General features: G+C 65.7%; 17 protein-coding genes. 9 read left to right on the top strand and 8 right to left on the bottom strand.

Annotation, left to right across the window (positions count from 1 at the left end):
- Positions 1 to 16: 16 nt before the first annotated feature.
- Both ABEA02_RS10390 and ABEA02_RS10385 read right to left on the bottom strand, forming a co-directional pair.
- Positions 17 to 463 carry a hypothetical protein gene (locus tag ABEA02_RS10390; RefSeq protein ID WP_345532866.1) on the bottom strand — a complete coding sequence of 149 codons (447 nt, stop codon included), beginning with the start codon at positions 461 to 463 and terminating at the stop codon, positions 17 to 19.
- A complete protein-coding gene (locus ABEA02_RS10385; RefSeq protein ID WP_345532865.1) occupies positions 460 to 2250 on the bottom strand; it encodes a monovalent cation:proton antiporter-2 (CPA2) family protein in 1791 nt (596 codons plus the stop codon). Before ABEA02_RS10385 ends, ABEA02_RS10390 begins: the two co-directional genes overlap by 4 nt.
- A gap of 240 nt (positions 2251 to 2490) precedes the next feature.
- Here ABEA02_RS10385 and ABEA02_RS10380 point away from each other — a divergent pair, with 240 nt between their 5' ends.
- The 3 genes from ABEA02_RS10380 (at position 2491) to ABEA02_RS10370 (ending at position 5423) form a co-directional block, all read left to right on the top strand.
- A complete protein-coding gene (locus ABEA02_RS10380; protein ID WP_345532864.1) occupies positions 2491 to 2715 on the top strand; it encodes an RNA-binding S4 domain-containing protein in 225 nt (74 codons plus the stop codon).
- 55 nt (positions 2716 to 2770) lie between these two features.
- Positions 2771 to 3937, top strand: coding sequence for an Eco57I restriction-modification methylase domain-containing protein (locus ABEA02_RS10375; RefSeq protein WP_425584674.1), 1167 nt, complete (start codon positions 2771 to 2773; stop codon positions 3935 to 3937).
- A gap of 127 nt (positions 3938 to 4064) precedes the next feature.
- A complete protein-coding gene (locus tag ABEA02_RS10370) occupies positions 4065 to 5423 on the top strand; it encodes a type VI secretion system contractile sheath domain-containing protein (RefSeq protein ID WP_345532863.1) in 1359 nt (452 codons plus the stop codon).
- 111 nt (positions 5424 to 5534) lie between these two features.
- On the opposite strand, the gene ABEA02_RS10365 is transcribed toward ABEA02_RS10370, so the two are convergent.
- Together ABEA02_RS10365 and ABEA02_RS10360 are read right to left on the bottom strand one after the other, a co-directional pair.
- Positions 5535 to 6290 (bottom strand): MipA/OmpV family protein, encoded by a 756-nt coding sequence (locus ABEA02_RS10365; RefSeq protein ID WP_345532862.1) that lies wholly within the window; start codon positions 6288 to 6290, stop codon positions 5535 to 5537.
- A 220-nt stretch (positions 6291 to 6510) separates the two neighbouring features.
- Positions 6511 to 8139, bottom strand: coding sequence for a methyl-accepting chemotaxis protein (locus ABEA02_RS10360; RefSeq protein WP_345532861.1), 1629 nt, complete (start codon positions 8137 to 8139; stop codon positions 6511 to 6513).
- Between the two features lie 204 nt (positions 8140 to 8343).
- Between ABEA02_RS10360 and ABEA02_RS10355 the strand changes: the two genes are divergently transcribed.
- Both ABEA02_RS10355 and ABEA02_RS10350 read left to right on the top strand, forming a co-directional pair.
- Positions 8344 to 12612 (top strand): P-loop NTPase fold protein, encoded by a 4269-nt coding sequence (locus ABEA02_RS10355; protein ID WP_345532860.1) that lies wholly within the window; start codon positions 8344 to 8346, stop codon positions 12610 to 12612.
- A gap of 200 nt (positions 12613 to 12812) precedes the next feature.
- Positions 12813 to 14045, top strand: coding sequence for an MFS transporter (locus ABEA02_RS10350; RefSeq protein WP_345532859.1), 1233 nt, complete (start codon positions 12813 to 12815; stop codon positions 14043 to 14045).
- Between the two features lie 150 nt (positions 14046 to 14195).
- On the opposite strand, the gene ABEA02_RS10345 is transcribed toward ABEA02_RS10350, so the two are convergent.
- The 3 genes from ABEA02_RS10345 to ABEA02_RS10335 all read right to left on the bottom strand — a co-directional run bounded on the left by ABEA02_RS10345 (position 14196) and on the right by ABEA02_RS10335 (position 16882).
- Positions 14196 to 15089 carry a hypothetical protein gene (locus ABEA02_RS10345; protein WP_345532857.1) on the bottom strand — a complete coding sequence of 298 codons (894 nt, stop codon included), beginning with the start codon at positions 15087 to 15089 and terminating at the stop codon, positions 14196 to 14198.
- A gap of 219 nt (positions 15090 to 15308) precedes the next feature.
- Positions 15309 to 16379: an ABC transporter ATP-binding protein gene (locus ABEA02_RS10340; protein ID WP_345532856.1), complete on the bottom strand. Its 1071-nt coding sequence runs from the start codon at positions 16377 to 16379 to the stop codon at positions 15309 to 15311.
- Positions 16376 to 16882 carry a RidA family protein gene (locus ABEA02_RS10335; protein WP_345532855.1) on the bottom strand — a complete coding sequence of 169 codons (507 nt, stop codon included), beginning with the start codon at positions 16880 to 16882 and terminating at the stop codon, positions 16376 to 16378. The genes ABEA02_RS10340 and ABEA02_RS10335 overlap by 4 nt, the downstream gene beginning before the upstream one ends.
- A 163-nt stretch (positions 16883 to 17045) precedes the next feature.
- On the opposite strand from ABEA02_RS10335, the gene ABEA02_RS10330 reads away from it, so the two are divergent.
- On the top strand, positions 17046 to 18659 hold the full coding sequence (locus ABEA02_RS10330) for an ABC transporter permease (RefSeq protein ID WP_345532854.1): 1614 nt from the start codon (positions 17046 to 17048) through the stop codon (positions 18657 to 18659).
- A gap of 64 nt (positions 18660 to 18723) precedes the next feature.
- Here ABEA02_RS10330 and ABEA02_RS10325 read toward each other — a convergent pair whose 3' ends face one another.
- The gene (locus tag ABEA02_RS10325; RefSeq protein WP_345532852.1) at positions 18724 to 19731 is read right to left on the bottom strand and encodes an extracellular solute-binding protein; all 1008 of its coding nucleotides are present in this window, start codon (positions 19729 to 19731) and stop codon (positions 18724 to 18726) included.
- Positions 19732 to 19963: 232 nt separating this feature from the next.
- Here ABEA02_RS10325 and ABEA02_RS10320 point away from each other — a divergent pair, with 232 nt between their 5' ends.
- The 3 genes from ABEA02_RS10320 to ABEA02_RS10310 all read left to right on the top strand — a co-directional run bounded on the left by ABEA02_RS10320 (position 19964) and on the right by ABEA02_RS10310 (position 22531).
- Positions 19964 to 20827 (top strand): Tim44 domain-containing protein, encoded by an 864-nt coding sequence (locus ABEA02_RS10320; RefSeq protein WP_345532851.1) that lies wholly within the window; start codon positions 19964 to 19966, stop codon positions 20825 to 20827.
- Between the two features lie 2 nt (positions 20828 to 20829).
- Positions 20830 to 21399, top strand: a complete 570-nt coding sequence (locus ABEA02_RS10315) for a ubiquinone biosynthesis accessory factor UbiJ (protein WP_345532850.1) — start codon at positions 20830 to 20832, stop codon at positions 21397 to 21399.
- 142 nt (positions 21400 to 21541) lie between these two features.
- Positions 21542 to 22531, top strand: a complete 990-nt coding sequence (locus ABEA02_RS10310) for a LysR substrate-binding domain-containing protein (protein ID WP_345532849.1) — start codon at positions 21542 to 21544, stop codon at positions 22529 to 22531.
- Positions 22532 to 22637 lie beyond the last annotated feature (106 nt).

Here is a 22637-nt window from a genome sequence, read left to right as displayed (position 1 = left end):
GCCAGGCTGCCGTGAGTCACGAAATACGGTTCAGCACTTTGACCTCTGCAATCCGTGGCTCTGTAAGCCAGAGGGCATCGACAAGAGCAAACACCTCTGAGGCCAATGGGGTGCCAACCACTTCAGCGCGAAGCATGGCTCTACCGAACAGATCGCCGTAAAGACCTGCTCTGCTGCTTGCGTCAGTAACCATGAAAGAGCCGCCATTCGCCGAGGGCTTGAACAACAGGGTTACAAGGATCCGGTTGGCGGAATCATTGGCGTTTCCCCAAGGGCCGATAATCAGATCGAGGTTTGGCAAATGGTCTGGCCGTCCTTCGGTCCAATGCACGAAGTAAGCCGCAAGACGCGTGTCGCCCAAGGACAGATCGCCCCAGATTTGCTGCGAATACTGGCCGCAGCATTCGCACGGACTGGATGACGAATCCCAGTGATTGGCAACGATCGTGGCGGACTCGTTCACAAGGTCTGCCCTGTGCTTCCGGCGGCGCGATTCGCCGCTGCATCCTGCTCGAACAGCGCGCGTAACTCCTCGCTGGCCTGCTTCGTCGTCTGCACCAGCGCGGCTTCGTCCCGGTACACCGCGTGCTGGCGCAGCAGGTTGGCCTCGTCGGCCTCGGTGAAGCGGGCGAGGTCGGCGGCGATGTCTGTCTCGGGCACCTGCAGGCCGCGCAGCACGGCGCCGGCCATGAACAGGCTGCTGTGGAAGGTTTCGCGCACCAGCAGCTTCACGCCCAGGTCCATCAGCTTGTAGGCATGGAAGCGGTTGCGTGCGCGGGCGTAGATGGGCAGGTCGGGGTAGTGGCGGCGCACCAGTTCGGCGGTTTTGATCGAGGCCTCGACGTCGTCGATGGCGAGCACGAAGAGCCTGGCATGCGCGATGCCGGCGGCGTGCAGCACATCCAGGCGGGAGGCATCGCCGTAGTAGGCCTTGGAGCCGAACTGGCGCACGTAGTCGACGTGGCTGGCGCTGGCGTCGAGCACGTTGAAGGGGATCTTCTTGAGGGCAAGCAGGCGCGCAATGATCTGGCCAAAGCGGCCGAAGCCGGCGATGAGTACGGCGCGGTCGGGTTCTTCGACGGCATCGAACTCGCGCTCGTCCTTCTGCACGTCGAGCTTGGGCGCCAGTACGCGCGCTTCGAGCAGGAAGCTCAGCGGCGCGAGCAGCATCGACAGCGTGACGGCCACCACCAGCCAGTCGGCCTGCGCCTCGGCCAGCAGGCCGTGCTGGCGCCCAAGCTGGAACAGCACGAAGGCGAATTCGCCGCCTTGTGAGAGCGCGATGGCGAGCTTGCGCGAGCTGCTTGGTGCGCACTGCGTGGCGGCGCCGATGCCGTAGAGCACGGCGAACTTGATGACCATCAGACCCAGTACGAGGCCCATGAGCGGCAGGGCATCGGTGGCGAGCAGGCCGAGATTGGCACTCATGCCCACGGCGATGAAGAACAGGCCCAGCAGCAGGCCCTTGAAGGGCTCGATGTCGGCTTCGAGCTCGTGGCGGTATTCCGAATCGGCGAGCAGCACGCCGGCGAGGAAGGCGCCCAACGAGGCGGTGAGGCCGGCCACCTCCATCAGCAAGGTGGTGCCGATGACGACCAGCAGGGCCGCGGCGGTAAAGGTCTCGCGGCTGCCCAGCGTGGCGATCCACTTGAAGGCCGGGCGCAGCAGATGGCGACCGCCGAAGATGACGGCCGCGATGATGCCGACGGCCTTCGCAATGTCGAGCCAGTCCACCTCCATGCCGCCGCCACCGGCCAGAATCGGCAGCAGGGCGAGCAGGGGAATCACGGCCAGATCCTGGAACAGCAGGATGGCAAAAGCATGGCGCCCGTGGCGTGCGGCGAGTTCGTTGCGCTCGGCCAGCGATTGCAGCACCAGCGCGGTCGAGGACATGGCCAGCGCCAGCCCGATCAGCGTCGCGGCACGCCAGCCTATGCCCAGGGCCACAGCCAGCCCACCCACAGCGAGCGCGGTCAGCAGCACCTGCGCGCTGCCCAGCCCGAACACCTGACGCCGCAACACCCACAGGCGCGAGGGCTGCAATTCGAGGCCGATGACGAACAGGAACAGCACCACGCCGAACTCGGCGAAATGCAGGATGGCCTCTACGTCATCGATAAGGCGCAGGCCGAAAGGCCCGATCAGCACGCCCGCCGCGAGGTAGCCCAGCACGGCGCCCAGCCCCAGCTTGCGGGCAATGGGCACCATCAGCACGGCGGCGGCGAGGAAGATGGCGGTCTGGCTGAGCATGCGGGACTCCGGTGGGTGGTGTACGGGGAGGCTGAGTGCGATAATCACCGTCGTTCCCGCCAACTTTACATTCGGCTTTGCCGCATTCCGCTCCCCTCCCCCGCTTGCGGGGGAGGGGTTGGGGGAGAGGGCAACGGGAACCCAGTGACTTTGAACGTCGCTGGATTCCCGCCTTCGCGGGAATGACGAGCTTGTCATTGGCAGCCGCCGAATGACGCAACAATGCCACAGCAATTCGCCATGCCCCAGACTTTCAAACTCAACTCCGAGTACATCGAGCTCGACAAGCTGCTCAAGCTGCTCGCGATTGCGCCCTCGGGTGGCGCGGCGAAGATGATGGTCGCCGACGGCATGGTGCAGGTTGATGGCGAAGTCGAGACACGCAAGACGCGCAAGCTGCGCGCCGGTAGTGTGGTCGAAGTGGCGGGCGAGACGATCCGCATCGTGGGGGCCACGGATGCGTAGCCCGGATGCAGGCCTTGTGCCGGAATCCGGGGGAATCGTCGCGCTGGATCCCGGATTGCGCTCCGCTGCATCCGGGCTACGACCTCGCCAGCTCGACGTGGACAACCTCGGCCAGGTCTTCACGCCGCCGGCCGTCGTGCAGCAGATGCTGGCGCTGCGCCGCAACCGTGGCCGCGTGCTCGAACCCTCCTGCGGCGACGGCGCGTTTGCGCTGCAGATGCCCGATTGCGTGGCGATCGAGTACGACGCGCGTGTTGCGCCGAAGATCGCGCGCGTCATGGACTTCTTCGACTACCCGCTCGAAGAGCAGCGCTTCGACAGCATCATCGGCAATCCGCCCTATGTGCGCTTCCAGGACATCCCCGAGGCTACGCGCAACAAGCTCGACATGCGCCGCTTCGACGCGCGCAGCAACCTCTATCTCTTCTTCATCGAGAAGTGCATCCAGCATCTGGCACCGGGCGGCGAACTGATCTTCATCGTGCCGCGCGATTTCATCAAGGCCACGGGCGCGCGCAAGATGAATGAGTGGCTGTTCCAGCAGGGCACGATCACGCACTTCATTGACCTGGGCGACGCGCGCATCTTCGAGGGCGCCGTGCCCAACTGCTGCATCTTCCGCTTCGAGCTGGGGCGCTTTGACCGGCGCATGGCCGATGGGCGTCGCTTCGATTGCCACAACGGACAACTGGTTTTCCTGAGCGGGGATTTCAATCGCGCCTTCTCGTCACTGTTCGCGGTGCGCGTCGGCGCAGTGTCAGGGCTGGACAGCGTGTTCGCGCACCCTGAAGGCAATCGCGAGTTCGTCTGCTCGAAGACGCGCGACGATGGCCGCACGCGGCGCATGATCTACGCGCAGCAGCATCCGCATCTCGACGCGCACAAGGATGCGCTGCTCAATCGCCGCATCCGCCGCTTTGACGAACGCAACTGGTGGATGTGGGGGCGCGACCATTTCAAAAGCGACGCGCCGCGCATCTACGTCAACTGCAAGACGCGTCGCGCCGACCCCTTCTTCACGCATCCCTGCACCGACTACGACGGCTCGGTGCTGGCGATCTTCCCGCACGATGAGAAGGCCGACGTGGCGCAACTCGCTGCTGCGCTCAATCGCGTGGACTGGGAGGAGCTCGGCTTCGTGTGCGACGGGCGCTACCTGTTCTCGCAGCGTGCGCTGGAGACCTGCTTCCTGCCGGCCAACTTCCTGCGCGCCAGCGCATAGCCTCTGCATCAGTCGGCTGTCTGTGGGGCAGGCCAATGCCGGACAGAGGTGCGGCAGCGCTGCGCAGATCCGGCACACCGATGCCATACTCGCCCCAACCCGACAACCCACAGCAGAGGAGAGCGTGATGGCAGGCATGCAGTTCGAGTTCACCACCGGCCCCGGCCGCAAGGCGGCGCAGGCTGAACGTCGTGAGGAAGGCCCGCTGCGCATCCTGCTGTTGGGCGATTTCAGTGGTTTGCCAGCGGGCGAACGCACGCCGCTGGCGCAGCGCAAGACTTGCAAGGTCGACATCGACAACTTCGACAATCTGCTGGCGCGCCTTGCGCCGCGCGCCACGCTCGCCGCCGGCAGCGTGCAGTTTGCGAACATCGACGACTTCCACCCGGACGCGCTCTATCAGCGTCTGCCGCTGTTCCAGGCCCTGCGCGAGGCACGCAGCCAGCCTCCCTCGGCTGCCAGCGACCTGCTCGGTGGGCTGCTTGGCGGCAACGCAGCGCCTGCCGCCAGCACGAGCAGCAAGCCCGCCAGCCCGCTCGATACGCTGATCCGCAGTGTGGTGGCGCCGCACATCCTGCCCGACACCACCTCCGAGACACGTGCCTACACCGCCGCCGTCGATGCGGCGATTGCCGAGCAGATGCGGGCGGTGCTGCACGACCCGGCCTTTCAGTCGCTGGAGGCCAACTGGCGCGGCGTGCAGTGGTTGCTGCGCGAGCTGGAGCTCGACGAGAACCTGCAGCTGCACCTCTTCGACGTGACGCGCGACGAATTGCTCGCCGACATTGTCAATGCCGGTGGCCAGCTGGCACAAAGTGGCCTGCATGCGGCACTGGCCGACCGCTGGCGCAGCGCGCCCGATGGTGAGCCCTGGTCGCTGCTGGCAGGGCTCTACAAGTTTGGCCCCTCAGACCTGGACATTGGTTTGCTGGCGGCGTTGGGCCTCATCGCTTCGCAAGCAGGCGGCCCCTTCATCGCGGCGGGTGACATGGCGCTGGTTGGCGAGGAGGACGATGCCACGCTGAACGGCTGGCGTGCCCTGCGCCGAAGCCAGGCGGCACCGTGGATCGGCCTCACCGCGCCGCGCCTGTTGCTGCGCCTGCCCTATGGCAAGGGCAGTGATGCGATCGAGTCTTTCGCGTTCGAAGAGCTCGGTAGTGGCGAGCCCGAGCATGAACACCTGCTGTGGGGGGCTGGTTCGCTGGGCGCGACCCTGCTCATCGGCCGCGCGTTCGCGGCGAGCGGCTGGGACTTTTCACCCGGCGACGAGCGTGAGCTCGGCGACCTGCCGGCCTGGGTCTTTACGCGCGACGGCGAGCGCGAGTTGCAGGCTTGCGCCGAGCGCTACCTCGGCGAAACAGCCGCGACCGCCTTGCTCGAAGCCGGCCTGATGCCTCTCCTGAGCCACCGCAACAGCAATGCGGTGACCCTGTTGCGCTTCCAGTCGATCAGCGAGCCGGCGAGTGCGCTGGCGGGTCTGGGCTAGAAGCGGTTTGCAACCTGTGGTTGTGCGGATGAATCCGCACCTGCAGGGGCTGGTTGTGCCGGTTTCGTAGGGTCGCCCTCAACCGGCCACGATGCACGTGTTGTTGCGGGCTTACTTCAGCTCGAAGCGATAGCTCGCGCCGAGCATCAGCTGCGGCTGGCTGCGATTGCGCGTGACGGGGCTGTCGGCGGCGTCGCCGAGCAGCACGCTCTCGCGCGCCAGCGCAAAGACATTCACGGCGTCGGTCACGCGGTAACGCAGCATCAGGCCCACGCCCGCACTCTTGAGCCCGCTGCCTGCGGTGTAGACCGGCAGGCCGGAGTTCAGTGACTGTTCGCTGCTGACGCCGAAGTAGCGTTGCATGTACTTGTCGTTGGCCCAGACGACATCGGCCGAAGGGATCAGCGCCAGCTTGTCGTTGAGCCTGAACAGGTAGCCCAGCCCCAGCTCTGCCGTGGTGCCTGTCTTGCCTGTGCCAGTGGTGAGGGTCTTGGCGCCTGCCCGCACGAAGGCGCGCCCGATGCGGTAGTTGCCGAATGCGCCGACCTCGGTGCCGCCTTTCACGTCGCCAAGGCCGCGAAGTTCCTGGCTGGCGGATTCCTTGCGGCCGCGCTGGTAGCCGAGCGACAGGCCCAGATTCAGCCCCTCGGCGGGGCGGACCGACCAGTTGAGGCCACCTTCGCCCAGGCCGAAGCGGCCGACGGGGCTGTTCGCATAGGCCCTGATGATCGGTAGCGCGCGCAGGGCGTGTTCGTCACTGCCCTCGTAGCGCGGCCGCAGCCCCACGCCGCCACCCAGGTCGAGGCCGGCGCGACCACCGCCATCGCCGGGAATTTCCTGGGCGTGGATCTGGGCAAGGGGGAGCATGAACAGCGCCGCCGCCATTGCGTGCAGGCGGAGTCGGGATCGCAACATGGTGAGAAACCTGCGGCAGTGAGAGAGCCCGCATTCTGGCGGCTTCGTCAGCGCACCGTCTCAGCGATTGTGTAAGTGATTGTTTGCGCCGGGAGGGCGGTCATGGCGCGCGGCAGGTGAGGCGTGGCATATGACGCGCGGACTTCCCTGGCACGGGCCGCCGAGCCCGGCGTCAAAGCCGGAAACGTTGTGCTGCGGCTTGCAGGCGTTGGGCCTGGGCGCTGAGCGTGCGTGCTGTCGTCGAGACGCTGCCTGCCGCCTGGCTGTTTTCCTCGGTCATCTGCGAGACGACTTCGACGCGGTTGGCGATTTCGGTGCTGGCGAGTTTCTGTTCCGCCAGACTCTCGGAAATGTCGCGCACCAGTTGAGCGACCTCTTCGGCGCCGCACTGGATGCTGTGAATGGCTTCACTGGCAGCTCCGGCCCGTTTGGCGCCTTCACCAGCCAGAGTGCTGGCGTCATCAATGTGGATGCGCGCGCGGGCGCCTGCGTCCTGGATGGCAGCCACCACTTGCGTGATTTCACCCGTCGAGGCGCTGGTGCGTTCTGCAAGTTTGCGTACTTCGTCAGCCACTACGGCAAATCCACGGCCCTGCTCTCCGGCCCGTGCCGCCTCGATAGCGGCGTTGAGCGCCAGGAGGTTGGTCTGGTCCGCGACCTCGCGAATGACCGACACGACGGAAGCAATCTGCTGGCTCTGTTCGGTGAGGCGGGTGATGGTTTCAGCCGAGGCGGCGACAGTCCCGGCGATCCGGTTGACGTCTGCCACGGTGGCCCGGACGCCTTCGGTTGTGCCGGCAGCCGTCTGGTGGGAGCGCATCGCGGTGTCGCTCGCTGTCGAGGAGTGCGCAGAGATCGTCTCGATGCTGACGGCCATCTGTTCGACGACTGCGGCAATGGCGGACGCGGCATCTGCTTGCCCTTCGGAGCCCTTGGCCACCTGCTGTGCCGCCGCAGAAAGCTCGTGGCTGGATGCGGTGACCTCGCTGGCGCTCTGATTCAGGTCGGTCGCGAGATCACGCAGGTTGCGATGCATGCTGGCCATGGCTCCCATCACGCTGTTTTCATAGCCCGTGCGCACGCTCACATTGCCGCTGAGATCGCCTGCCGCGACGCGGCTCGCCACGCGTGACACTTCGTCCGGCTCTGCGCCCAGTGCGTGCAGCAGGTGGTGGATGATCTTGTACGCCAGCCCGGAGCCCAGCGCGATGGCCACGAGCAGGACGCCCGCATTGAGTACCAGGCTGTTGCGGCGGGCCACCTGTGCTTGCGCGAACTCTTCGCCGGCGACACGCAGCTGCAGATCCATCAGTGAAGAGATGGCTGCGGTGAGCGGGTCGATGGCAGGGTACATCTCGGTGGCCGCAAAGCTGCGCAAGCCGTCCTTGTTGTCGGCACGCATCAGGGCCTCTGCCTTGGCGGTGGCGTTGTCTGCTGCGCCAAGACGGGCCGTGGCTTGCACCACAAGCTGCTTTTCTTCGTCGGTGAGATAGGTTGCCGTGTAGGCCTGCCAGTTCTTGCTGACGGCTTCACGAGCCCGGGCCACACTTTGCAAGCCCTCTGCAGGCGTCAGCGCGCCATCGCGAACCTTGTGGGTGGCATCGACGATATCGACGGCATAGGCGTCCGAAACACGTTTGAGCTGATCCAGCGGAATCACGCGATCCTGGTAGGTGGTCGAGAAACGATCGAGCATCTCCCCACTGCTGCGCATGCCCATCAACGCGATGAACAGCTGGCAGGCAAGCAGGGCAGCCACGAGAGCGCCTAAGCGCTTGGCAACGGACCATTGGGAGAACATGGTGCCTCCGGTGAAAGGGCTGGGAGAGCCGAAAATGGCTTTCTGAAGACGGTAACGACCTGAAATACATGCCGCTTGAGTGACGACTGTGAGGATCTGTGTCCTTGCAGCCCCGAATGGGCGCTTGAAAGCGCCGCCACGGCCACCTAGCATCCAGCCATTCCGCTGCGCGAGACGGCGGTAAGAACTCCAGAGAGGTCGGCGATGGTCGAGATGCAGGGGGGTAGCAGTCCGGAACGTCCGCAGGAGAAAGGTGGCGACGCGCCGCGCGGCGCACCCGCGCCGGACGGCGCGCAGTCACCCGCCTACCGCAACGCGCCGCTGGTGGGCATTGTGTTGAGCCTCGTGCTGCTGGCTGTGGCGACGGCTTTCGCGATCCGTCAGGCACCGCACCCCGACATGCTGCGCCCGGTCGGCAACTGGGACGTCGGTAATCCCGGCTGGTGGGCCTGGCCGCTGGAGCGCAACGCTTTCAAGCGGCAGATCATCCGTGGCCACCTGCGCGACGTATACCGCTTGCCCGGTACCAGCCAGCTGTGGGCGGTGGGCGAAGGCGGTCTGATCCTGCACTCGACGGATGGCGGCGAGCACTGGACGCAGCAGCATCCGGAGCCGCCCAAGCCGCGGACTACCAGCTTCAACCTGATCAGTGCGGCACAGGCCTTTGACGGCCCCGACATCAAGCAGGCCTACACCTCGCAGTCCAAGGCTGCGCCAAGCGACAAACTGCCGTCGCAAAACCAGTCGTACCAGAACCAGCAGGTTCAGCAGACGGTGCTGCCGGAGAGCAGGGTACCTGCGGCAGACAGCAAGAGCGCGCCAGTCGCTGACAAAGGCCAGGCTGCACGCCCACAGCCACGCGCCACACCGCGCCCCGAACCGAAGGACCCGCTGACGGCGGACCTGAGCGGCGTGTACTTCATCGACGCGCAGCTGGGCTGGGCCGTAGGTGGGAACGGCGCCGTGCTGAAGACCGAAGACGGTGGCGAGAGCTGGACCGTAGTGAACGTCGGCGCAGAGACGCATTTTGGTGGCGTCGTCTTCTCGGCAGACGGCAAGCGCGGCTGGGTGCTGCCCGCGCAGTCGTCGGGCGCCGCGCGCGTCTCGCAGGACGGTGGGCGCAGCTGGTCGGCCAGCTCGCTGGGCAGCCTGTCGATGCTTGATGCGGCACCGGCGCTGGGCAGTGATCGCAATGCGCTGGCCCTGCGTGGCAATGCGCGCGGTTTGCTGCGCAATGGCGGCAAGGAATCCTGGTTCATCGAGCCCGCCGGGGCCGGCAGCCGCTTGAGCCGCGAACGTGGTCAGCCACGCGAGACCCAGGTGCTCGCCGAGTGGCCGGACTTCCGCGCGCTGGCGCTGCAGGTGTCGGCCGATGGGCAGCGCATTGTGCTCAGTGGCGAGCGCGGCATGATCCGCAGCAGCCGCGACGGCGGGCGCAGCTGGCAGGACGCGACGGCTGTCGGCGGCGACCTGCATGCCCTGCAATGCGACGACGCGCTGGATGACTGCCTCATCGTCGGCGATCAGGGCACGGTGCTGCGCGGCAATCTGGAACGCGGCTGGCGGCGCATCACCGCAGGCGCCGGCGCCAACCTGTTGTGGGCGCGCGTCGGCAGCAGCGTCGACATCGACGTGCTGACAGCCAACAACCTGCAGCTGCGCAGCCGTGACGAGGGTGAGACCTGGTCGGTACTGGCCCGCAACACCCTGCCGGCGGATGTCGCGCGCACGGGTAGCGTGCAGCCGTCGCGTTTCATCGATGGTAAATACCAGTGGCGGGTCGGGCCGCAAGGCTATGCGGAGCGCAGTGACGACGGTGGCAAGACTGTCAGCCTCGTCAACACCGGCACGCAGGCCTGGCTGACCGGCGTGGTGTTTCTCGCTGACCATCAACGCGGCTGGATCGCCGGTGATGACGGAAGCATCCTCGCAACGCGTGATGGCGGCGCCACCTGGCAGAAGCAGGGCACGCCGACGCGCAACTGGCTGTGGCACATCGGCATGAATCCGGACGGGCGCACGGGGCGCGCGGTGGGTGCCTATGGCACGGTGCTGCTGACCCGCGACGGCGGTGCGCACTGGCGTGAAGCGGCGGACTACGTGCGCTACCCCGCGCCGTGGTACTGGCTGGTGTTCGTTGCGTGCGGCATCGCGCTGGCGGTACTGGTGCCGCGCCACCTGCGCAGCCGCCAGCCTTCGGTCAACGAGGGCGAAGGCGCGGCGGCAGCATTCGATTCGGATCAGCCCGTGACCGACGTGAAGCAGGACCGGCTCGGCTACCGCCCCGCCGTCGAGGCGATGGCCGACTTCCTGCGCAACGCGGCGACCGAGCCGCGCATCACGGTGGCGATCACCGGCGAATGGGGCAGTGGCAAGTCGTCGATGATGCGCATGCTGCAGACCGAGATGGCGGCCAAGGGTTATCGCACAGCCTGGTTCAATGCCTGGCACCACCAGCAGGAGGGGCGCCAGCTCACCGCGCTGTTCAACGTCGTGCGCCGGCAGGCCGTGCCGAAGTTCTTCCGCCAGCCACTGGCTGCGCTGCGTGTGCGCTCGCGCCTGATCTGGGGCCGCAGCGCGTTCTACAAGTTCGTCTGCGTCGCCGTGCCGCTGTTCGCTCTGGTTGCGCTCGGTGACTTCTCGCGCCAGTCCGATGCGCTCGAACGCCTCAAGTGGTGGACGGCGCATCAGTTGCTGCAGTGGGATCGCGTGGTCATCACCGACAAGAGCCTCGACAAGCTCAAGCCCGTGCTGACGCGCACGGCGGCTGAATCATCGAGCAGCAGTGCAGCGGCTGACCCCGACGGCAGCGATGCGCCGCCCATGAGCACGTCGACGGCGGGCAATGTGAAGGCCGCCGTGCAGCTGTCGCAGCGCTCGCCGGTGCGGCCCGAAGTGTTCAACTACATGAAGAGCGCCCTGGTGTGGGAGTCCGGCAGCGGCACCCCCAGTGGCCGCTGCGGTGACAAGCGCAACATCGCCGACGAGGATCGCTGCGTCTTCAAGCAACCCGCCCAGCTCATCGCCACCATCGAGCAGCGCGTCGGGCCGCTGTGGCCCAGCGAGCGTGAGGCCATCCTCAAGGCGGCCGAGTCGATTCCGCTCAAGCCGCTGTTCCCGGCGCTTGAGCACTTCATCGTGCCCTTGCTGGGGCTGTTCACGCTGCTCTTCACACGCGGCATGACGGTATACGGGCTGCAGATCCTCGCGCCGCTGCAGAGTCTGCTCGGTGCGAAGTCTGACAACGGTGGCAAGGAGGCGAGCGGCTCGGTCGAACACTACAGACGCGAGTTCTGTCTGCTCACCGAAGCGCTCGATGGCCGTTTGCTGATCTTCATCGACGACATCGACCGCTGCAATCCGGACACCGTCAACAGCATCATGGAGCTGACCAACTACCTCGTGGACGTTGGTCGCTGCTTCGTTGTGCTGGGCATGGCGATGGAACGCGTCAAAGCCAGCATCAAGCCGCCCAACGACAAGGCCGAGGCTGACTACGCCGACAAGTACCTGCGCAAGCTCGTGCATATCGAGCTGCCCGTGCCCATCGCCAGCGCGCAGGAGAGTCTGGGGCTGTTCGCACAGCGCAAGCTGTCGCCCGAAGACAATCTGCGCAAGACCGAGCGCCGCCGCTGGCTCGTCGAGTGGTGGCACTTGCTGCGGCCCTGGTTGTTGAGGCTGATGGTCCTCGCCGGTGTGCTGGCGATGATGACGGCGGCAGTGAGTACGGGGCGCCTGCTCAACAACTATCGCCAGCTGCCCGCACTCAAGATCGTCGAGCCCGATCGCGTTGCGACGGCGCCTGCAGCGACAGCGCGTGGCGGCGCGACCAGCTCTTCAGCCTTGCCTGCCGCGCCAGACAACAGCGCCCAGGTGCCCGAGGCGGATCTCGCACTGGGCGGTGGCGACATCGGCCTCAGCGAGCCGGAGGTCACCAACATGCCCTGGCGGTGGCTGGGCTTTGTCGCCTTGGTGCTGATCTTCGCGCTGGCGCTGCGCAGTTCGAGTGTGCTGCAGGAGCGCGTGCTGCTGGCCCTCGGCAGCGCCCTGCGCACGCGCGACTCCGAACGCTTCCGCGAAGCCGTGCAGCTGTGGCTCGACGTCGTGCGCCTGCACGACAACACGCCGCGCGGCATCAAACGCTTCTGCAACCGTGCGCGCTTGCTGTCGATCTATGAGAAGCAGGACGTGGCGGCATTGAAGCGGGAGGGGCAAGCTGATCTGGAGCCGACGCCGGAGATGCACATTGTTGCGTTGGCGGCGATTCATCATGTGTCGCCAGCAGCCTTGCAGTCAGTGGAAGGGATTGCAGGAAACCGCATTGCTGATCTTGCGGTGTCGGAGTCACCGACCCATGCTTCGTTCCGTGATATCGAGCCATACCTAAAGCGGCACAAGGAGAGGTTTGGATGGCCTGACCATGAGGTCATTGCACGCTTCATCGAACGCGTGAAGCGAATCTCGGTGCGATAGCAACACTCCCGCCAGAGTAGGGTGGATAAGCGCAGCGCATCCACGCGTCGGGCGCACAGCTGGTGGATGCGCTTCGCTTATCCACCCTACACATGCCTCGCTGTACCGGTCGCCCGACCGGTACAGCATCGGCCTTCCCCTGACTGACGCCAGCGCGGCTTATCGGTGATACTGCCCAGCCATTCCTGCCGGAGCCGGCCATGCCTGCATCGCGCCTTCCCACCTACTGGATCATCACCCTCCTCGCTGCCGCCACGCTGATGGTCACCATGGGCGCGCGGCAATCGCTGGGCCTGTTCGTCTCGCCCATCAACACCAGCACCGGGTTGGGCGTCGCGAGCATCAGTCTGGCGATGGCCATCGGCCAGTTCGTGTGGGGTGCCGTGCAGCCGATCACCGGCGCTGTTGCGGATCGCTACGGGCCCGGCCGTGTCATCGCTTTCGGTCTCGTACTGCTGGCGCTCGGCAGCGCGCTGACGCCTTTTGTGTCGAGCACTTTCGGCCTGTGCATCACGCTGGGCCTGTTGTCGGCAGCAGGCTCGGGCGCTGGCAGCTTTTCCGTGCTCATCACCGCCGCCGCGCAACGCCTGCCTGCTGAGCGACGCGGCTTTGCGTCGGGCGTCATCAACGCTGGCGGTTCGTTCGGGCAATTCGTCTTCGCCCCCGTGCTGCAGAAGCTGATCCAGACCTTGGGCTGGATGGGGGCCATGTGGTCGCTTGCCGCCATCACGCTCGCCGCGCTGCCACTCGCCTTCGGCCTGCGTCGCCCGGTACAGACGGCGGCCGAGAAGCAGGCTGCGCAGAACAGCGGGCCCAGCCTCGGCGCCAGCGTGCGCAGCGCGCTGCAGGACCGCAGCTACCTGCTGCTGCACGCCGGCTTCTTCACCTGTGGTTTTCACATCGCTTTCCTCGTCACCCACCTGCCGGGCGAAGTCGCGCTGTGTGGTCTGCCGGCCGGCGTGGCCAGCTGGTCGCTGGCCATCATCGGCCTCGCCAACATCGTCGGCAGCCTCTGTGCGGGCTGGGCCGTGCAGCACTACCGCAGCAAGTACGTGCTGTTCTGGATGTACGGCTCGCGCGCGCTGCTGGTGCTGCTCTATCTCGCCGCACCCAAGACCGCGCTGACCTTCTACCTCTTCGCTGCCGGCCTCGGCGTCACCTGGCTTGCCACCGTACCGCCCACCGCGTCGGTCGTCGGCAAACTGTTCGGCAGCAAGTACCTGGGCACCCTGTTCGGCCTCACCCTGCTGAGTCACCAGGTTGGTGGCTTCTTCGGCGCCTGGCTGGGCGGGCTGGCGATCACGCGGCTCGGTGATTACTCGGTGATGTGGTGGATCGACATCGCCCTCGCGGCGACAGCAGCACTGTGCAATCTGCCGATCCGCGAGGCGAAGCTGATGCCTGCAGCGCAGCCAGCAATGCCAGCGCGCTGACGAGCGTGAATGGCTGTTCGAGCTGGCCTGTCAAGGAAGGCCGGATACCCGAATCCGCCCCTCGCGTTGCCCGTGCGTCTTCCGATATCGTGAGAGCAAAGAAAAGGCGCTGTGCGCTAGCGAAGCGCCTTTGGTGGGCAGTACCGGTTTTCAGCCCAGCCGGCGGCGTGCCATCAGGCCCAGCAAACCAAAGCCAGCCAGCAGCATGGCCAGACCGGAGCTTTCTGGCACGGCGGTCGTGATGCCAAACGAAGAGGACAGCAGCGACACGGCGCCGCCCGCATTGCCCTCGAGTTCGTTGTAGTTGTAGCCCAGCGGGTAGACCCCGGCGTTGCTCAGCACGGCGTACTCGAACGTGAAGGATTCGCCCGGTGCCAGCGTAGCCAGTTCGACATACCCCGTGTAGTTCAGCGTGAAGACGGTCTTGCCCGCAGCCGGCGTACCGGCATAGATGGCAGTCAGGGGATCAACCGGCTGATCGCCGAGCGCGGCCAGCTCGGGTGCGGTGGCGCCGTTGCCAGAGAGGCGATGGGAACTGTTCCAGACATTGCTGCCGTTTACGTTGATGAGGATCTGCTGGTCCACGAACGAGGGCTCACCGCTGCCAACGAAATCGAGGATGAGTGCGCCAGTCAGCGAGAAGTTGAAGCCGTACGACTTGCTCGTCGCGCCATCGTTGAGCACGGTGGCGTAGTAGCGGCTGCCCGAGTAGGAGGGGCCGCCGAGGCTGGCTTCCAGACCGCCAAAGCCGGAGGCTGCGCCCACGAAAAGCGTGTTGCTGGAGACGTTACCCGCGACGTGGTAACCATCAACATAGCCACCGCTGGTCTGGCACAGCAGCATGCTTTGCGCGTCGCACTTGTCTGCAAAGGCACTGACGTCAGTGCCGTAAACCGCGCTCGATGCGCCGAGATTCGGAACGTAGTAGTGACCGAGGATGTTCTCGCTGCCGCTGACGACATCGGTGCCAACTGCATTGGCGGTATTGGCGAGGGATGCGCTCACGGCAGCAACGATGGCTGCCAGGAAAATTTTCTTGTTCATGATTGTTGCGACTGCAGGTTGGGGGGCTATGGCGGACGCCAACAGCGAGGCCGATTGTAGTCGTGGAATGCCTTCGGCATGCACGGGGTTACGACAGGCGTGCAGGAATCGACCGGACAGACGGCGCAATCTGCCGTAGCTGTCGAATACGGAAAATTCGCGGCGGTGTGCCGGGTGCGCGATGCCTGCTGACGAGGTGGATCAGTACGCTGCGATCACTCAGCTCGCGAAGGTCACCACATGATCCACATCCAGGCGTATGCCGATGGCTTCGCCGATGGCGTGGTTGTGGTGGCTGGGCACGAGGGACAGAACGGTCTGGCCGCTGGGCAGGCGCAGGGTGTAGAGGAATTCGCTGCCGCGGAAGGCCTTGGCGACGACTTCGGCCTTCGTGTCGCTCGCATCGTCGTGGATGATGTCGTCGGGCCGCAAGAGCACTTCGATGGGGCAGTTGCGTTCGCAACGCTCGCAGCCGATGTCGCATTGGCGTGGCACGCTGGCGTGCAGCTCGCCGAGCTCGAAGCGCACGCTGTCGCGTGACAGGACTTCGGCCTTGACGAAGACACCCTGCCCCACGAAGTCGGCGACGAAGCGGTCGGCCGGCTCGTGGTAGAGGCGGTAGGGCGTGTCCCACTGGCGGATGCGGCCTTCGCTCATGACGCCGATCTCGTCGGCCATGGCGAAGGCTTCATGCTGATCGTGCGTGACGAGGATGGCGGTGGTGCCGGCACGTTTGAGGATGTCGCGCACTTCGAGCGAGAGACGCTCGCGCAGGTCGACGTCGAGATTGGAGAAGGGTTCGTCGAGCAGGATCAGCGCCGGGTGCGGGGCCAGTGCGCGCGCGAGCGCGATGCGTTGCTGCTGGCCCCCGGAGAGTTCGTGCGGGTAGCGCGTGCCGATGTCGGGAAGGCCGATGAGCGCCAGCATTTCGGCAACGCGTGCGGCTCTGGCGGCGCGGTCCATGTCGCGCAGGCCGAAGGCGATGTTGTCGGCGACCGTGAGGTGCGGGAACAGGGCGTAGTCCTGGAACACCATGCCGATGCGTCGCGCTTCGGGCGCGAGGTGCAGGTCGCTGGCGGCGATGCGGCGGCCATCGAAATGAATCTCGCCGTCGCGTACCGGTTCAAAGCCGGCAATGGCCCGCAGGATGCTGGTCTTGCCGCAACCCGAAGGGCCGAGCAGGCAGGCGATGCTGCCTTGTTGCAGCTGGAAGCTGGCGCCGTGCACGACCTCGTGCTTGCCGTAGGCCAGATGCAGGTTCTCGACGCTGAGGACGGGTGAGGCGCTCATGCGAGGGGGTCGCTGATTTCGATGACGGCGCGAAGCATGACCGGAATGCCCGCACGCAGGGAGTTGGCACCGACCACCGAGCGCGCATGCACGCCGCGTTCGCCGAACACGGCGGCGAGCAGGTCGGACGCGCCGTTGAGGACGCGTGCGTGCTCTTCGAAAGTCTCGACGGTGTTGAGGAAGCCTTGCAGCTCGATGATGCGGGCGATGCGATCCAGCGAGCCGAGTTCGTTGCGCATGACGGCGATGAGGTCGAGGCAGGCCGAGCGCGCGAAGTGGTAACCCTGATCCGCGTCGAATTCGCGCCCGAGGCGGCCCTTGGGCAGTTTGCCGTCGACGGCCTGTGGCGCCTTGCCGGAGAGGAACATCAGCTGACCGCTGCGCACGGCGTTGGCGTAGTTGGCAGCAGGGGCGCTGCCAGCGGGCAAGCTGAGGCCCAGGTCGTGCAGGCGTTGTTCGGCGCTCATGGTGTCGGGTGGAACGGCTGGCGGGATGCGTGCCATCCACGCAATACGGACGGGGATAGCAAGTTGAGAATGGTTATCATTGTAGCCGTCAGCGATGCACGGGTGACAGCCCGGCGTCGCGCAACGTCACCGAGCCCCTGTCTTGCAAGCTGAATCTTCGTCCCTGCCTCCGCCCGCTTACCTGCCGCGATTGCCGCGCGTGCGTTCCTTGACGGTGCTGGCCGCCGTCATCGCTGTCGTGCTCGCCGTTCCCGTGTTGGTGGTGGCGGGCAGCGTGCTGGCGGGTGATACCGGCGGCATCTGGGCGCATCTCGCTTCCACCGTGCTGCCCGAGCTGCTCGGCAACACGCTGGTGCTGGTGGTGTTCGTTGCCCTGGGCGTCGGCATCATGGGTGTGGGCTGCGCGTGGCTGGTGAGCATGCTGGACTTCCCCGGCAGACGCATCTTCGAGTGGGCGCTGGTGCTGCCGCTGGCGATGCCGGCCTATGTGATGGCTTACGTCTATACCGATCTGCTGCAGTTCGTCGGACCCGTGCAGAGCGGCATCCGCGCAGCTTTCCACCTCAAGGCCGGGCAGTACTGGTTCCCGAATGTGCGCTCGCTGGGCGGGGCCTGCCTGATGTTTGCGTGCGTGCTCTACCCCTACGTTTACATGCTGGCGCGCACGGCTTTCCTGGAACGTGCCGGCAACGTGCTCGATGCGGCGCGCTCGCTGGGGCAAGGGGCCTGGGGCGCGTTCTGGCGCGTTTCGCTGCCGCTGGCGCGGCCGGCCATCGTGGCGGGTGTATCGCTGGCGCTGATGGAGACGCTGGCCGATTTCGGTACCGTCTCCTACTTTGGTGTGCAGACCTTTACCACCGGCATCTACCTCGCGTGGTTCTCGCTGGGCGACCGCATCGCGGCCGCGCAGTTGTCGGCGGCTTTGCTGGGCGTGGTGGCACTGGTGCTTGCCGCCGAGCGCCTGACGCGCGGCCGTGCGCGTTTCGGCGGCGGTCAGCGAGGCGGAGCAAAGCGTCGCGTGGCGCTGCACGGCGTGCGTGCCTGGCTCGCCATGCTGGCCTGTGCAGTGCCGCTGACGCTGGGTTTCCTGTTGCCGGCCGGCTTGTTGTTGCGCATGGCTTTCAGCGAGGGTGATGCGCAGTTCGGCAGCCGCTACTTCGAACTGGTCGGCAACAGCGCGATCCTCGCTGCGGTGACGGCAGTGTGCGCAGTGCTGCTGGCCGTTGTGCTGGGGTATGCCGTACGCAAGAGCAGCGCGCGCCTGCCGGCCTTGCTCAATCGCATCGTGGCGCTTGGTTATGCCGTGCCCGGTTCGGTGATCGCTGTCGGCATCCTCATTCCGGTTGCGCGTGTCGATCTGGCGCTGGCCTCGTTGGTTGAGTTGCTCAGCGGCCATCGCCCGGGCCTGTTGCTGACGGGCGGCATCACGGCGCTCGTCTATGCCTACCTGGTGCGCTATCTCACGGTTGCACTGGGCTCCGTGGAGTCAGGGCTGGCGCGCATCCGCCCCGCCATGGACGAGGCGGCACAAAGCCTGGGCAGTTCGCAGAGTGAAGTGCTGCGTCGCGTGCACTGGCCCTTGTTGCGCGGCAGCCTGCTCACGGCGGCGTTGCTGGTGTTTGTCGATGTCATGAAGGAGCTGCCGGCAACGCTGGTCATGCGCCCCTTCGACTTCGATACCCTGGCGACCCAGGTCTACACGCTGACGGCGGACGAACGACTCGCCGAGGCTTCGACTGCGGCGCTGACTATCGTGGCTGTTGGCCTGCTGCCGGTGATCGTGCTTTCCTGGCGGATTGCGAAGGGCCGCTGAACCTTCGCGCGCTCATGAAAAACCCCGCCGAAGCGGGGTTCCCTGTCTTACGAGACAGCTTTGCTCAGCGCCAGCCGGCGCGGTTGTAGACCATCTGCGCCTTGATGGCCGACTTGGAGATGTCGCCGATGGGTTGCGCGTCGGCCTTGAAGGGGCCGAGACGTTCGAGGGCAGGGTTCTTCACCTTGACGCTGGGCACGACGGGCCATTCATTATTGCCGTCAGCAAAGTAGACCTGCGCTTCGTCAGAGGCGAGGTACTCAAGGAACTTCACGGCAGCCTCCTTGTGCGGCGCGTTCTTGAGCATGCCGCCGCCCGAGATGTTGATGTGCGTGCCGGTGCTCTTCTGGTTGGGCCACACGACGCCGACTGCTTCGGCGATGGCGCGGTCTTCAGGCTTGCTGGAACGCATCACGCGTGCGAAGTAGTAAGTGTTGACGACAGCGACGCCGCATTCACCGGCGGCCACGGCCTTGATCTGGTCCAGATCGCCACCGACGGGGTTGCGCGCGAAGTTGGCCGCCAGGCCGCGCGCCCATTCTTCAGTCTTCGCTTCGCCAATGTGATTGATGAGCGAGGCGCCCAGCGACAGGTTGTAGGCGTGCATGCCGGAGCGCATGCAAACCTGGCCCTTCAGGCCGGGGGCAGCCAGCGACTCATAGGTCTGCACGTCCGCCGCCTTGACGTTGAGCTTGTTGTAGACGATCACGCGGGCACGCGTCGAGAAGGCGAACCAGTCGTTGGTGCGCAGGTTGGCAGGGATGCGCGACTCGAGGATCTGCGACTTCACGGGGGCGAACAGGCCGGCGGCGTCGGCTTCGGCGAGACGCGCGGCATCAACGGTGATCAGCACGTCGGCGGGGCTGTTGGCGCCTTCGCTCTTGATACGTTCGAGCAGGGCGGCTTCGGTGCCGTCGATGCGGCGGATCTTGATGCCCGTAGCTTTCTCGAAGTTGGTGTAGAGGGCTTCGTCCGTCTGATAGTGGCGGGCCGAGTAGAGATTCAGCTCCGTGTCGGCAGCCTGGGCGGACAGGCTCACGGCGCAGAGGGCGAGCAGAAAGGTGTTCTTCATGGTGGAATTTCCGGGGACGAGTGGGATCAGGTTTGAGACCAGGACTTGGGCGCATGCTAATGTGGCATTGCGCTAAACGCAACTGATTCTCATTGGCAGCCTTGTCCGGAAAAGGTTCCCGTCAGCCTTCCACAAAGGCTGCGATAACCTTGAACCTTCCCGGATCCTCCCCATCTAAGACGCTGTTGCCGCGCGAAGTGCGCGAGCCATTTCCCCCTCTGGAGAGAAGAGCATGTTCAAACGGTTTGCCCTGTCATTGTTCGTTCTGGTCGCCGCGCTGGGCCTGTCGGTCGAACAGGCTGAAGCCAAGCGCTTGGGTGGTGGTGGCTCGGTCGGCATGCAGCGCACGATGCCGCAACGTCAGGCCACCATGCCACCCGCCTCGGCGCAGCGTCCGGCAACCCCCGCCCCCACACCGGCTGCGCAGCCCAGCGGCTGGCGCAAATGGGCTGGCCCCCTTGCCGGTCTGGCTGCGGGTCTGGGTCTGGCCGCACTGGCTTCGCACCTGGGCCTGGGCGCCGAGTTCGGCTCGGTGCTGCTCATGATTCTCGTGGCCGTGGTTGCTTTCGCCCTGATCCGTCGCTTCATGGCTGCGCGCTCGCCGCAGCCCGCCACCGCGGCTGGTCCGGGCTGGCAGCAAGGCCCGGCGCATTTTGAATCGCAGCAGGCCTATGGTTCGTCACAAGATTCGTCATATGGTTCGTCGGCTCCGGTTGCCAACATTCCGGCTGACTTCGATGTGGCAGGCTTTTCGCGTCAGGCCAAGGTGAACTTCATTCGCCTGCAGGCTGCCAACGATGCCGGCAACCTCGACGACATCCGTGAGTTCACGACGCCCGAGATGTTTGCCGAGATCAAGATGGACATCGACTCGCGCCGTGGCGCCTCGCAGAAAACCGACGTGGTGAACCTCGATGCCGAAGTGCTCGAAGTTGCCGAAGAGGGCAATCGTTACGTCGTCAGCGTGCGCTTCTTCGGTCTGCTGCGCGAAGAGAAGGATGCCTCCCCGACCCAGTTCGACGAAGTCTGGCACCTCACCAAGCCGCGTGACGGCAGCCGCGGCTGGACGCTGGCTGGCATCCAGCAGGTCGCCTGAGGATGTTGCAAGAGCTGCTCTTGCAGCCGCTCAACCGCCTGATCCGGGCTGAGAGCTGGGCGCGTCTGCTGCTGCAGGGCCATGCGGGCAAAGGGGCCGAACTGAAAATCGGCCCCGCCGCATTGCGCTTCCGTATTGCAGACGACGGCTTGCTGGTGCCGCTGGCCGACGGTGTCGAACCGGCCGTTTGCATCAGCGTGCCTGCCGAGGCCTTGCCGCAGCTGCTGTCGGGCGGGCCCGATGCGCTCGTGGCCCGCGCCCAGCTGAGTGGTGATGCCGGCCTTGCTGACGCCCTGGCCCGCCTGATCCGCCACTTGCGTCCCGACCTTGGCGCTGCCCTGAGCCCCGTGCTGGGGCGTGTGCTTGCCAACCGGGTCGAGCAAGGGGCAGGCAAAGCCTTTGCAACGCTCCAGGATGGCGCACAGCGTCTCGGCGCCAACCTGCGCGAATACCTTGCCGAAGGTGTGGCCCCCGCCGTCACCCGATCCGAGCTGGATAGCCTTGCCGAAGGCAACCGCGCCCTTGCCGCGCGGCTGGATCGACTCGAAGCACGCCTCCCGCGCCAAGGCTGACATCCCGGCGCCTGCCGGGCGGGAACACACCTTGCTTGAAGCCTTGCGTCAATCACGCTGACGCCGGGCTGCTGCGCCCGTTACGTTGCACTGACCGGCATGCGCCGGCGGTTGCGGTCAGCTTCGAACGGGAGGATCCAGCATGTCGCACACGGCCAATTGGGAATCGGTGGATGTCCACCTGCTGCGCGTTCTGCACGCCTTGCTTGTCGAATGCAGCGTGTCCAAAGCGGCGCGCCGCCTCAACCAGTCGCAGCCTGCAGTGAGCACCGCACTGCGCCGACTGCGCGAACTCACGGGTGACCCGCTGCTCGTGCGCAGCAAGAACGGCATGACGCCGACCGAACGTGGCGCAACCCTGCTGGAGCCCGTCAAGCTCGCGCTGAGCAATATCGAGAGCATCGTCGTACACCAGTCGCGCTTCGACCCGGCGACGACGCGGCGCGTGTTCAACATCGCCACGCCTGACTATCTCAACGCTGCGCTGCTGGGTCGCATCGTCGCCCGCATGCGGCGCATCGCGCCGTGCTCGCAGGTGATCTTTCACTCCCTGGGGCCGGACCAGGACTTCACGACAGCACTCGAAGACGGCGACCTCGACGTGGTCATCGGGAACTGGCCGCAGCCCCCCGAGCAGCTGCGCATTTCGCCCCTGTTCGATGACGAGGTCGTGTGCCTGATGCGCGCTGATCATCCGCTGTCGACGCGGCCCATGACGATCAAGCACTACCTCGACGCCGAGCATGTTGCGCCAACGCCGTACTCGGTCGGTCGTCGCGGCGTCATCGACATGCACCTTGCGCGCGAGCGCCTCAAACGCAACATCGTGGCCTGGGTGCCTTACTTCAACCTCGCGCCCTACATGCTGCTGGAATCGGACATGATCTTCACCAGCCCGCGCATGCTCGCCGAACACTATGCACGCCTGCTGCCGCTGGCCATCACGCGTTCGCCGATCGACTTTCCGCCGATGAACTTCTACCTGCTGTGGCACGACCGTACGCACCACGCAGAAGAAGCGCGCTGGTTCCGTGAGCAGATCGTGTCGGTGTCGCGCGCCTATGCCAGCAAGCCCACGCATGCCACGCCGGTGATGCCGGTGCGTCTGCACGGCATGCCGATGGCGGTGTGAGTCACATCGCTGATCAATAGACCCTCATTCCCGCGCAGGCGGGAATCCAGCGTCGTTTGATACGCACGGAAAGACACTGGATTCCCGCCTGCGCGGGAATGACGTA

It is taken from the genome of Viridibacterium curvum, assembly GCF_039544165.1.
GTDB classification, from domain to species: Bacteria; Pseudomonadota; Gammaproteobacteria; order Burkholderiales; family Rhodocyclaceae; genus Viridibacterium; species Viridibacterium curvum.
The sequence above is the reverse complement of the archived record's forward strand: the minus strand, read 5'-3'. Positions and strand labels throughout refer to the sequence as shown.